Origin of the sequence: Aneurinibacillus soli (assembly GCF_002355375.1) — a bacterium.
In the GTDB taxonomy this organism is placed as follows: domain Bacteria; phylum Bacillota; class Bacilli; order Aneurinibacillales; family Aneurinibacillaceae; genus Aneurinibacillus; species Aneurinibacillus soli.
In genome coordinates this window covers 3,375,534-3,387,898 of sequence record NZ_AP017312.1, presented here as the reverse complement: position 1 = coordinate 3,387,898, position 12,365 = coordinate 3,375,534, and the positions used below count along the sequence as shown (strand labels likewise).

General features: G+C 42.4%; 14 protein-coding genes. 10 read left to right on the top strand and 4 right to left on the bottom strand.

Annotated features, from left to right (window positions below; genetic code table 11):
* The first annotated feature begins 393 nt into the window (after positions 1-393).
* The 3 genes from CB4_RS21710 to CB4_RS17125 all read left to right on the top strand — a co-directional run bounded on the left by CB4_RS21710 (position 394) and on the right by CB4_RS17125 (position 3,445).
* Positions 394-954, top strand: a complete 561-nt coding sequence (locus CB4_RS21710; protein WP_096466968.1) for a hypothetical protein — start codon at positions 394-396, stop codon at positions 952-954.
* Between the two features lie 91 nt (positions 955-1,045).
* Positions 1,046-3,010 (top strand): hypothetical protein, encoded by a 1,965-nt coding sequence (locus tag CB4_RS17130; RefSeq protein WP_096466967.1) that lies wholly within the window; start codon positions 1,046-1,048, stop codon positions 3,008-3,010.
* Positions 3,011-3,133: 123 nt separating this feature from the next.
* Positions 3,134-3,445 (top strand): CPBP family intramembrane glutamic endopeptidase, encoded by a 312-nt coding sequence (locus CB4_RS17125; RefSeq protein ID WP_096467796.1) that lies wholly within the window; start codon positions 3,134-3,136, stop codon positions 3,443-3,445.
* On the opposite strand, the gene CB4_RS17120 is transcribed toward CB4_RS17125, so the two are convergent.
* Positions 3,446-4,585 (bottom strand): IS4 family transposase, encoded by a 1,140-nt coding sequence (locus tag CB4_RS17120; RefSeq protein ID WP_096464372.1) that lies wholly within the window; start codon positions 4,583-4,585, stop codon positions 3,446-3,448.
* Positions 4,586-5,083: 498 nt separating this feature from the next.
* On the opposite strand from CB4_RS17120, the gene CB4_RS17115 reads away from it, so the two are divergent.
* Together CB4_RS17115 and CB4_RS21920 are read left to right on the top strand one after the other, a co-directional pair.
* Positions 5,084-6,460: a hypothetical protein gene (locus CB4_RS17115; protein ID WP_096466966.1), complete on the top strand. Its 1,377-nt coding sequence runs from the start codon at positions 5,084-5,086 to the stop codon at positions 6,458-6,460.
* Positions 6,461-6,523: 63 nt separating this feature from the next.
* Positions 6,524-6,646: a hypothetical protein gene (locus CB4_RS21920; protein ID WP_258365688.1), complete on the top strand. Its 123-nt coding sequence runs from the start codon at positions 6,524-6,526 to the stop codon at positions 6,644-6,646.
* A 124-nt stretch (positions 6,647-6,770) separates the two neighbouring features.
* On the opposite strand, the gene CB4_RS17110 is transcribed toward CB4_RS21920, so the two are convergent.
* Positions 6,771-6,968 carry a DUF378 domain-containing protein gene (locus CB4_RS17110; RefSeq protein WP_096466965.1) on the bottom strand — a complete coding sequence of 66 codons (198 nt, stop codon included), beginning with the start codon at positions 6,966-6,968 and terminating at the stop codon, positions 6,771-6,773.
* A gap of 48 nt (positions 6,969-7,016) precedes the next feature.
* Positions 7,017-7,805: an SDR family NAD(P)-dependent oxidoreductase gene (locus CB4_RS17105; protein WP_096466964.1), complete on the bottom strand. Its 789-nt coding sequence runs from the start codon at positions 7,803-7,805 to the stop codon at positions 7,017-7,019.
* Positions 7,806-7,924: 119 nt separating this feature from the next.
* Between CB4_RS17105 and fabG the strand changes: the two genes are divergently transcribed.
* The 4 genes from fabG (at position 7,925) to CB4_RS17085 (ending at position 10,675) form a co-directional block, all read left to right on the top strand.
* Positions 7,925-8,665 (top strand): 3-oxoacyl-ACP reductase FabG, encoded by a 741-nt coding sequence (fabG, locus tag CB4_RS17100; protein WP_096466963.1) that lies wholly within the window; start codon positions 7,925-7,927, stop codon positions 8,663-8,665.
* An 83-nt stretch (positions 8,666-8,748) separates the two neighbouring features.
* Positions 8,749-9,939: a M20 metallopeptidase family protein gene (locus CB4_RS17095; protein WP_096466962.1), complete on the top strand. Its 1,191-nt coding sequence runs from the start codon at positions 8,749-8,751 to the stop codon at positions 9,937-9,939.
* 123 nt (positions 9,940-10,062) lie between these two features.
* Positions 10,063-10,281, top strand: coding sequence for a DUF1540 domain-containing protein (locus CB4_RS17090; RefSeq protein WP_096466961.1), 219 nt, complete (start codon positions 10,063-10,065; stop codon positions 10,279-10,281).
* A 43-nt stretch (positions 10,282-10,324) separates the two neighbouring features.
* Entirely contained in the window at positions 10,325-10,675 is a 351-nt protein-coding gene (locus CB4_RS17085; RefSeq protein WP_096466960.1) for a hypothetical protein, read from the top strand.
* A gap of 54 nt (positions 10,676-10,729) precedes the next feature.
* On the opposite strand, the gene CB4_RS21165 is transcribed toward CB4_RS17085, so the two are convergent.
* Positions 10,730-10,891, bottom strand: a complete 162-nt coding sequence (locus tag CB4_RS21165) for a hypothetical protein (RefSeq protein WP_157738034.1) — start codon at positions 10,889-10,891, stop codon at positions 10,730-10,732.
* Between the two features lie 317 nt (positions 10,892-11,208).
* Between CB4_RS21165 and CB4_RS17080 the strand changes: the two genes are divergently transcribed.
* Positions 11,209-12,363: a cysteine desulfurase family protein gene (locus CB4_RS17080; RefSeq protein WP_096466959.1), complete on the top strand. Its 1,155-nt coding sequence runs from the start codon at positions 11,209-11,211 to the stop codon at positions 12,361-12,363.
* The last annotated feature ends 2 nt before the right edge of the window (positions 12,364-12,365 follow it).

The following is a 12,365-nucleotide window of genomic DNA, read 5'->3' as shown; positions in this document are numbered from 1 at the left end:
AGAGTACATCAGCTCCCACATTCTTGAAAATTACAGCCAATTCGATTACCTATAAATGGTATAATCGTAACTGAGTGAATTACTTAAAGGTGGGTAGCTGTATGTACATCGTTATTGATTTCTATCAACATCAACAGGTTATGAAGTGTCCGTCCAAAGTCGGCAGAAAAATAAACAAGCTAAGAGATGAGTTCCTATCTTGGTTATATGACCGAAGCATTGACCATCCATACTGGGTCTGTGAAGATGGCGAGAATTACGGACTTTGCTATGATGCGGATGCTTTGATTTATTGGCTAAACAACTACAGATTTAAGAAGAGGGAAGTAATAGCGAATTGTAGATAACTAGAGTTGTTTTTCTGTTATATGGAATTTTTTTGTTTTGAGAGGAGTGATACTAATAGAAACCAGAGTAGAAAAGAATCGAAAAAATAAAAAAATTAAAAGGGACAATAAAATACTAGGCGTAAGCATTAATGTATTAACAATACTGGTAGTATTCTTTTCTGTATATATTTGGTTTTATCTGTATAGAAGCCAAGGTTTTTCTGAACTTATGAAGTGGCTTCAAACCTTTTATTTGATGGATATTGGTTTGTTTATCATGATAGCATTTACAGGAAAGGTGACTATAAACGTTGTAAAAAATTTGATTAAGCTTGCCTTTAGTGTATGGATTGTGATTTTTATTCTATCGTCTACTTTGAAACAAGGGGAGCAAATCGGATATACCATTTTTATAACATTTCTAGTTGGTTATATGGAGGTGCTTACTGATTTGTATATCTCAATAAAAGAAGGTGTTCAATCAATAAACAACGACAAGTTTAAAATTATAGAGAAGGAAACAATGATAAGGCTAACTATGCAAATAACTATAATTATTGTGTCATTATTACACATGTTTTTGGCATATTTCCTATTGAATCCCCTGAAGGATATTATTAGGTAGTAGATTGATTTTAGTATGTAAAAAATGCATAAAGGCACGGTTTTTATGTAATACATTTACATGGAATTAAATGGATAAGGTGAGGGGTCTTATGGAGTTATTTCTTTGGGATGATTATGAGGATGGAGTTATAAACGATAAAATTAAGTATTGGATAGATATTTGGGGAGAATTAATTGGGAATCTTAATTTAAATTCTTATGGCTTAAGCCTAATTAATCCTCAAACCATAGTGAATGATATTATTGATGAAATAGTTTCTAATAAAATGAGAAATAAAGAAAACAAGAGTTATTTCTTAAAACAAATTAACCGTTTTTTAGATGAAGATGAAATTATAAAGAGAATTTATGAAATTGAATTTAAAGTTATAAGGGACTATTTAAATTCGGATAAAAATGAATACTTAATAAGTGTATGTAAACGTATTAGGGAATTTTTTACGGAAGGTAGTTATTTAAAGGAAACATATAAACTGTTAAAGTCAATTTTATTATCCAAAGAGGTGACTGATTCTTCGTATGAAAGAATATTGTGTCTAAGCCAAAGTCTGATTGTTGAATTAATGCTTAAAGGATTTGATTTAAAAAATATAAAGCAGATGCCTGTTAACATTTTTAAAAAGTATATTTTACATGGGAAATACATAATAACGGATTACCCTCACAATTTGGATATAGGGGAATTCGAAAGTGAGGATGACTATACTAATTCAATTAAAAATAAGATGGATAATCTAAGTGTAGAAGAAAGATTAACCGATTTTGAGAACTATTTTGAGAAAGAATCTGTTGACATGCTAGTGATTTTCCAGATTGAAGGATTGATAGCATACGAAGGATTTACATGTGGCGAAGTCCATTTTTACTCTCCAAGGGTAGATAAATATATCTCTCAGCCAGAAGAAGCAAAAGATAGAGAGATTTTTTTCAGGGAAGATGAACATATTTTTAATGCTGCTGTCTGGGTAAATGCCATTGATGATAGAGTTGCAAGGTACACGGCTATTAATAAGATTGAAAAGGCTTTTGATTTATTAAGATGTTTTTACAAAAGTAAGGTTGATTTTAAGGTTGTTAAAGATGACTGCTTAATCTTAGATGAAGAATTTCAGCTAAGGGCTAGTGGAGGATATGAATCTGGTATTCATGAAAGACTAAAAGTCCAATACTCAGTTAATATGAGCGAGGTATACATAGGTGAAGAATATCAACTTATTTTTGAGAAAGTAGGTAGTTATTTATATAGGAATCAAGAAAAGCAATCATTTATAGAGAAAAAAATTGTTGATTCATTGCATTGGTTTAGAAAAGGAGAGGAATCAATTAAAGCAGAAGATAAATTACTTAATTATTGGGTAGCAATTGAAAACCTAATGGATTTTAAAGACTTTACTGAAGAGGGAAGGCAGTTAATACTCAACAAGGAAAAAGAAACTACCTATACTTTGGCTAAAGAACTTATACCGTGTATAGAAATAATGAGTTATAAGAATGGTATATGCGCAGAGTTGTTCCAATATATAGGTAATTTAGTGAATAATGAGGTGTTTTCGTTTAAGGAAAAGAGTGCGAGAAGAGCAATTGAATTGCCAGAGGAAATTAAGAAGAAGTGTGGTTTAAAAGTGGAAGAGGGAGAGTTTATTCGATTAGATGACTTTGTTGAAAATTTAGATGAACTAAATACGTATACAGATTGTAGAGTAATTAAGGATAGAATCACTTATGTTGATAAATTTTATGGTCAAAATAAATTTGCCCTTAAAGTTATTGAAGAAAGAATAAAACAAATCCAAGACGATATTTTATATATTTACAGGTACAGAAATAAGATTGTACATAATGCGCACTATGATAATACGTTGCTTCCGCATTATGTAGCAAAGGTTAAAGAGTATTCCAACAGATTGCTAGTCCAAGTATTATACGAACATAGTAAGGATTATAATGTGAATTTAAGAGATATGTTTTTAAAATGGCATTTGAATCAATCAATCTTTATCAAAAAGCTAAAAGAAAATAGGGATATAAATGTCCTTAATTATAGGTTTAATTAAGATATAGGATAGAAAATTGTGCCATTTATTTTTCGCAAATAAAGCCCCACCGTACCCAAGCGGTAAGGGCTTTTTGTTATACAGAGGTAGCCATAACGCATTGTATAAGCTGTCTAATTAGCAATCATATTTTCCATTACAAATGCAACTCTTGAAGAATTTCTATGGAGGGGTATACTTCTGAGTCGATTTTCAGAGCAATTAGGAGAAAAATGGGCAGTTATAATAACAAGTTTAGGGTTTGGTTTACAACACTATTCTCTTGGATTTCCTTGGACTACGTGTATTACCTTTTCTATTGGAGGATTTTTTTACGGAGGTATAACAGTTAAGTCTAGGAGCATTATTCCTGCATTAATATGGCATGTAGCTTTTAATTTTCTTATGGTTTTTAGTGGTTTAATAATTTCAGATGTATACGATCAGGCCTGTTGATTAACCAATTTTAGACAAACTACTTCCTTGTATGAGTAGAGATTCACTTACTACTGTATGAATTGCAATCATCCATTCGACCTGAAGGCTCTCAAACCGTAAAAGACGTGCAAACTGAATAAAAGATAGCATAGCGAAACGTGAAACCATCGGTTTCGCCTTCTCATAGATCCACTTTATCAAAACATAGGTAATTAAAGCCGTATACAATTGACCGTATACAGCATTTTTAGTGGTACCAAACAATACTGGTACATTTACGTGTTGCTTAATCCAGCGGAAAAACGTTTCGATTTGCCATCTGGCTTTATAAATCTCCGCAATTTTTTCGGCAGATAGGTCTCTTCGATCCGTTACGACTCGAATCTCATTCCCTTCATCATCTGTAAAAAATATAACACGATGCCGCTCTTGAGAACGACACTGAGAAGTGCCGAGATAGCACGTACTGTCTTTGATTACAGAGGATGCAGTAGAGGAGCAGCGTCGAAGAGATCGTGGTGTATCGATTGTGACATTTTCTTTGATTCGAATGACGAAAGACTGCTTATCTTTCAGGTATTGATCAAACCGTTCGATTTTTCCGTACGCTCTGTCGGCAACAAGAAGAAAAGAAGGGTTCGCTAGTTGATCTAAGAATGGACTGTCATGTTTACTTCCTATCGATTCGATTACGTGAACAGGCGTTTCCTGATCGGGATCAAAAGCCACATGTAGCTTGATGCCTGCACGTTTTCCATGATAAAGAGCCCAAGGAAGTCGTGGTTTTCCTACGGTAATGGTAGTGGAATCAACGAGTAAAAGTTTTTTGGGGATCGCCAACTTACGTCTTGTAGCACGGTTACATTTGGACACAAGATGATGAAATAACTTTTTAAATACAGTATAGGGAACATCACTTGCTTTTTTAGAAAAAGTGGAATAGTTAGCGGACGGAAGTCCGCAAGACGATGAGCGATCCGCTCCGTAACGAAATCCTTCCCATTCTTCGAATGCGGCCATGGCCCAGTAATGAAGTAACGTAGAAGTTGTGAATTTCCTTGCTTTTTCCTCGTATTCAACGTCCTGTACCACAGATTGAATCTCCTCTTCTGATAACAGTGTTTGAACAATTGTAGTGAACGTGGTAGACTTTTTCATGAGGTCGCCTCTTTCTGAATCGGTTTGGTGGTACAAACGATTCTACTGAAAAGGCGACCTTTTTTCTACCTTTTATTAGCTAATCAACAGGCTTGGTATACGATAATGAACCATGAGTAATCCCGAAATCTTCATGCCTTCAAACTTTATTTACCAAACATTAACCATATTCAGATAATTACCTAAATATTTCCTTGTTACACTGAGCATGTGTCATAAAAGAAAAAGGCAGGTGCAAAAATGAATTTAATGAATTTTGAGTTCAAAATCACTGATCTGTATGTACTTTTTGGCGCCTTGTTGACAACGTTCCTTGTGTATTCAATCCCTATTTTTTGGTATCAATACATCAATCATTAGATCAAACATAACTGATGCGGTAGAAGTACTCTGATCGAGTGCTTCTTTTTATTTTATTAAACAAAGTAAAGCCCAGTGCCCAAATGATGGCTCGATGCATACGGTAAAGTACAAATTGCACCATAAGGGGGCATCTGTATGCATTGGGATGCGGCACATATGATTTATGCAGCGGGCGCGGTTACAGTCATTGCCGCTATGCTGTTTCGCAAAGGCGTTATCATTCCATCTATTCTGACGACATTCCTGCTCGGATGGGTGTATAAAGGCGGCTTTGGTGAAGGAATACTGGCAGGTACGGCGGCGGTATATAACGCCAATATTATGGCAGCCAAAGAACTGTTTAGCATTATTTTGCTCATTGCCTTCATGGTTGGGATGCTAAATGCGTTAAAAGAAATCGGAGCCGATCGCAAAATGATTACGCCGGTGCAGGGCATTATCGTCAATGGCCATGCAGCGTACTGGATTTTGTTTGCGGTTACAGCGGTATTATCGACCGCTTTCTGGCCAACACCGGCCATTCCACTGGTGGCCGCTGTGCTTCTTCCAGCTGCTCTTCGTGCTGGGCTACCGCCGATGGGAGCAGCGATTGCGATTACGCTGGCTGGGCAGGGGATGGCGCTGGCGGCAGATGCACTCATGCAGGTGGCACCCGCTCTGTCGGCAAAAGCGGCCGGGACACCGGAGCTTGTATCAGCGATCTGGCTTAAATCGATTGTGCTTACGTTAATTGTTGGTGGGGTCGCCGGTGTGCTGTCTTATTTTATGATCTGGAAAACGATAAAAAAACCTGCATTGCTTTCTCATCGCGAAGAAAGAGCGAACGATACGGAACCACATCGGTATGCGGGTTGGTTTGCGATACTGACCGTGCTTTTGTTTGTGCTCGATGTAGTTGGCATGATTGCCTTCGATATTAAAGGCGGAGATGCGGGCGCGATTATCGGCGGGACGGCTGCACTGATTATGATTGCGGCTGTAGGTGTGAAGCACAAAGGAAAAGCGTTTGAAGCAGTGGGAGAACGACTGTCGGAAGGGTTTGTATTTGCGATCAAAATTATGGGTGCTATCATTCCGATTGCCGCGTTCTTCTTTCTTGGAGATCAGCAGCACTCAATTATGGTGCTTGGAGATGGAGCGCCTGGTTTTTTATTTGATATTGTAGACAGTATGAAAGCGTATATTCCACAAAATGAATGGATTGCCGCATTTAGCGTACTTCTGATTGGCTTGATCTGTGGTATTGACGGCTCCGGGTTTGCGGGCCTGCCGATTACAGGGGCGCTGGCAGGTGCGTTATCATACGGGAACGGCATTGATACGTCTATGCTGGCAGCGGTTGGACAGATGGGCTCGATCTGGTCGGGGGGCGGAACGATTGTAGCCTGGTCATCACTTATTGCGGTGGCAGCTTTTGTAGGCGTTTCCCCTCTGGAACTAGCACGCCGCAACTTTATTCCTGTTATACTGGGACTCATTGTCGCGACAGTATGTGCGGTGCTTATCTGGTAGTGCAATGGAAAGTGTGATGGGATAGTAAAATGGGTAACCTAACCGGTAGAAGGAGGGATACCAATGTTAACTGTAGAAGCCATTGCTTATTTGGTATTAATGACAGTACTACTTCTCGGTGCTATCGCTTTGTTTTTCTGGTATAAGAAAATTCTCGGAAGTAAAGAGAAAAAACGTGCCAAATAGTTGAATCGTCCGAAGGAAGCGAAGGGCGAATAAAAAAGTAATAGTCAAAAGACACACCCGGCTAACGTGTGTCTTTTGATTATTAAGGAAAAAAGCACCGGGAATTCCGGTGCTTTGGGTATGGCTAGGAAGCGGTATGACGTTCACGGAACAGCAGGCTGATGCAGTACAGACCCGCCAGACCGACGAGGAAATATATAGTACGGCTTAGGAATGAACCTTCACCATTGAATAGAGCTGCCACCAGATCCCACTGGAACAGGCCGACAAGCAACCAGTTCACTGCTCCGATAATAACAAGAATAAGAGCAACACGATCCATAATATTCAACTCCTTTCTGTATCTGTACACGTAGTATGCTCGTGTGTTTTATTTCCGATTCAAAAACGGGCCGATTAGCCTCTCGAACAGACGAGGGAATACATGGTGGAGTACAACACCGGCTCGCATATAACGGGGCAATGTAACTTCTGCTTGCCCAGTTGCGGCTGCCTTCAGAATTCCTCTGGCAACAGTTTCTGGATCAATCATGAATTTCTCTACACTCTGGCGGTAGCTTCCGCTTGTATCTGCCCGATCGAAAAACGGAGTACGTACGGGACCGGGATTTACAGCAGATACGTATACACCGAATGGTTTTACTTCTGCTCGCACACTATGCGTGTAGCCGATCACAGCGAATTTGCTGGCAGAATACGCACTTGAATTCGGCGTGGCCAGCTTTCCTGCGATTGAGGCGACATTAATGATGTGTCCCTGCTGCCGTTTCTTCATATGAGGCAGAATGGCTCTTGTGCAGCGAACAACACCAAGATAATTTACATCCATCATTCCGATGATATCCTCCATTTGTGCATCAAGCACACTGCCAAACACACCGTAGCCAGCGTTATTCACCCAGATATCGATTTTGCCGTATCGCTCCGTAATCCGGTTAACTACATCCTCGATCTGATTTTCATCTGTTACATCACAAACATAGTAAGAGACATCCGGCTGCAAAGGCTGAATACGATCTGTTAGTGTGGCGAGGGCATCTTCAGAGCGGGCGAGCAGTATCGGGATGGCACCAAGCTGTGCTGTGAGCAGAGCCGTCGTTTGGCCGATGCCGCTTGAAGCTCCTGTAATCACGATAATTTTGTCGTGCCATGCATTCATATTGCATCATGCTCCTTTGCGGATAAGTGTAAATGTTCACTACTGGATTTTTGTCAATATGTGTCACATTTTATATCTAGGCGAATACATTATACAAGAACAGAGGAGGAGGGAACTGCATGGAATTTCAAAACCAGGCAGCAGTCATTACAGGAGGAGCGAGCGGACTTGGTCTTTCGGCAGCACGTATACTGTGTGAGCGCGGTGCGCATGTCATTGTAGCAGATATTAACGAGGCGCAGGGAACGGAAGCGGTGGCGGAGTTGCGGGAGACAGGTGGTAGAGCCGATTTTGTTCAAGTGAATGTTGGGGATGAAACTTCAGTACAAGAAATGGCAGCGAAAGTCCAGGAATTGGCCGGACGCCTTGATGTGTTGATTAACAATGCTGGCATTACACGCGATGGCATGGTGCATAAGTTAACGAAAGAGAAATGGGATCAGGTCATTAACATTAATCTAACAGGTGTATATTTATGCACACAGGCAGCAATCCCACTTATGCTTGCAAACGGTTACGGACGCATTATTAGCACATCCTCGGTCGTCGGATTGTATGGTAATGTCGGGCAAACGAATTACGCAGCGACCAAGGCAGGCGTGATTGGCTTGACCAAGACTTGGGCAAAAGAATTGGGTCATAAAGGCATTACGGTAAACGCTGTCGCACCTGGTTTTATTCGCACGCCGATGCTGGATGCTGTTCCAGAGAAAATCCTCGAAATGATGCGCGAAAAAGTGCCGGTTAAACGCCTGGGTGAAGCGGAAGATATCGCGCGCGCCTATGTATTCCTTGCCTCCCAGTATTCTTCCTATATTAATGGAGCGGTGCTATCTGTAGACGGTGGTCTTGTGTTATAAAAATTCATGATTATGTGCCTTGTATGCTTTTCAATTGGGCCTCCATCCACTACTATTAAAGAAAACGGATGGAGGTTTTTCTTATGGCAGAGACAGCAAATGATGTACATGGGCGGATTGAGGCAGTGGTGAACGAGCAGACAGCGTGGATTACAGAGGTGCGCCGCTATCTGCACCGCTATCCGGAACTGTCACATCAAGAATCGAAAACAGTAGTCTATATTCGAAAGCAGCTTGAGAGTATGGGGCTTACGACAAGTACATATACCGGCAAAGATGTGATCGCCTACATTGACGGCAATCGCCCCGGTAAAACAGTCGCGCTGCGAGCGGACATTGATGCCCTTCCGATTGAGGAAGAGACAGGGCTTCCGTTTGCTTCTGAGACACCAGGCGTGATGCATGCATGCGGCCATGATGGGCACACTGCGATTTTACTTGGAGCAGCCAAGGCACTTGTCGCGCTGGCGGGTGATTTTGCAGGCCGAATTAAGCTTGTGTTTCAACATGCGGAGGAAGTGGTGCCGGGTGGCGCACGCGAGCTTGTAGAAGCTGGTGTGCTTGAAGATGTGGATGCGATTTTCGGACTTCATTTGTGGCAAAATGTAGACAGTGGTCGGATGGAAGCATGCCCGGGTCCGATCATGGCAGGATCGGATTCATTTACGATCCGAATTCAAGGGGTCGGAGGACATGGCTCAATGCCGCATCTGACAACAGACCCGATCGTCATAGCGGCACATCTCGTTACCCAATTGCAGACCGTTGTAAGTCGTTCGTTAAATCCGCTCTATCCGGCCGTAATCAGTGTGGGTCAAATACATGCGGGTGATACGTATAACATTATTCCGGATACGGCGATGATTCAGGGAACGGTTCGTTATTTTCACCCCGATGTCCAGGAGCAGATTCCAGGCTTGATTGAACGAGTGATGAACGGGGCGTGTGCGTCATTTGGAGCAAGCGCTTCGTTTGAATATGTAAAAGGTGATCCGTCTGTCGTCAACGACCCGGAGATGAACGCGATCGTAGAACAGGTGGGGCGTACCATAATGGGAGCGGATAAAGTGGATGTGGCTGTGCCAAGCATGGCAGGAGAGGACTTCTCCTACTACTTGCAGCAGGTACCTGGTGCTTATTTTTTCTTGGGCATTCGTAATGAGGAGGCAGCATACAGCCACCATCATCCGCGCTTTACGATTGATGAAGCGATGCTTGCAGTCGGGAGTAAATTACTGGCCGGAATTGGCATTACCTGCGCCAACAGGAGCTAAGCAGGCTGGGAATAACATGGAAGCATGCCGAACTGGACAGCAGTGCAATCTACATATGAGGGGATGGGGCTTATTACGGTTTGTCTCGTCTCTTCAGGGGTTATTTATGAGGAGGGATTGTACATGCCACAGGGCGTCAAATGCAGCGTATCAAACTGCGACTTCTGGAAGCAAGGCAATGACTGTACGGCTAGTGCCATTATGGTTGATATTGATCAGAACGCACAGGTGAACTATACGGAGGAATTTGGTGACATCGGGGTTTCTACAGATCGTAAGGAACTCGCAGACAGTTCAAGCGGTACGTGTTGTCATACATTCAGACCGAAAAGCGGTTTGTAATGTGATTTGTATCCGATCCTGAGCTGAAATGAGGGATAAAGCGGTGGCGAAGCACCGAAAACGACGTGACAACGTTATTCCTTTTCGTTATCCGTACCGGGAAGAAATTGCCGGTGAGATAACACCACATTTGCATAGAGCAGAGCGTGGGTTTGGCCAAAGCGCAGGTATGGAAACGAATGAAGTGCGGCAGGAAGGCGGAATTCTTCCGGGAACACTCGGTTTGATTCTGGCGCTGTTAGCTTTTCTGATGATGCCGTTCATTCTCGGCATCTCGGCATTTGTACTCGGGTATGTGGCGGTGCGCCGGGGATCAGTAGGACTGGGGCAGTGGACAATGGGGCTGTCTGCTGTTGCGGTGTTGCTGACACTTGTGCTCAGGCCATTTTACTAAAAAAGAGCAATAACAGGCGGCATTCCCTGAGTGGGAGTGCCGCCTGTTCCGGTATTAACGAAGGAATTTGTTATATGCTTCTGTTAGAAAACGATCGGAGTCAAGCGGTTCAAATCCATGCGCCGGAGCGGATTGCATCGCATGTAATTCCCGTTGCAGCCGTGCAATTTCTTCTTCCATCTGTTTTAATTTTTTTACTTCCACCATCACTGTCATGTTTACTCTCTCCTTTTGTTATAATATTCTGACAAAAATAAGTATAGCGAGTAGCCGCTTAACTTGCGGCGTGGCTATATTTGTTTTTATAATTGGTTGAAAATTATAATAACAGTTGTACTTTGTATTGTAAATAGCCGTTTTTAATGTAATCGCTTTCAATAAAGAAAGAATTTTTTGACAATTGAATAATATGATCGGAAATGCTTTGTGACTTCCTATAGCGAGAAAATATGGTATGATAAAGGGTGAAATTTTTTCTGAAACACTCCGGCTATACTAAGATAAGAAAAGCTGGCAATAAAGAAGGAGAAGCAATGATTTATTTTGATAACAGTGCCACAACACAGCCGCATCCGGATGTCGTTCGCGCGTTTGCAGATGCGGCGAGCCGTTTCTTTGGCAATCCGTCCTCTTTGCATGATCTTGGTGGGAAAGCAGCTCAGCTGTTAGAGCAGGCGCGTAAAGTAGCTGCGGATTGCTTGAGCGTACAGCCAGGGGAGATCGTCTTTACATCTGGTGGTACCGAGAGTAATAATACAGCACTCAAAGGGGTTGCCTGGCAGCATCGAGGGCGCGGCAAGCATATTATCACAAGTCAGGTTGAGCATGCTTCTGTATATGAAACGTGTCGACAGCTTGAAGAGATGGGATACAGTATTACGTACGTGCCGACAGATAGTAAAGGGCGTGTGCATCCAGAAGATGTGAAGCAAGCGCTGCGTGATGATACGATTCTTGTATCCATCATGCATGTAAATAGTGAGCTTGGAACTGTACAGCCAATTGAAGAGATCGGCAAGATGTTGGCAGATTATCCAAAAGTCGTCTTCCATGTGGATGCAGTGCAAAGCTTCGGTAAGCTATCGCTTAAGCCGGGGCAATGGGGCGTGGATTTACTGTCGTTATCAGCGCATAAGTTTCACGGGCTGCGTGGTTGCGGATTGCTGTATATTCGGCGTGGCCTTAAGTTGTCGCCGCTTGTGATCGGAGGAGGACAGGAAGGTGGAGTTCGCTCCGGTACGGAAAATGTGCCAGGCATTGTGGCGATGGCAAAAGCGATGCGCTTACAGCATGAAAAAATAGCCGCCCACGCAAAGCATATGAGAAAGCTGCGCCAGCGGTTGATTGACGGTTTGACGCCGCTTGCGTATTGTGCAGTGAACGGTCCAGGACGAGATGACGCGTGTGCGGCACCGCATATTGTGAACTTTTCATTTCCGGGCGTGAAGGCAGAAGTGGTGCTGCATGCACTTGAGAAGCGCGATATATATGTTTCAACCCGATCAGCCTGTTCATCGAAGCAGAACAAGCCCTCCCGCGTCCTGATTGCGGCAGGTGTAGATGAAGAACGCGCGAAGAGTGCGCTTCGCGTCAGCTTCTGTGCGGATAACATAGAAGCGGAAGTCGACTGTTTTCTAACAGCGGTCGAAGATATCGTACCAAATCTAGCGAAAATTATGAGGGTATAATG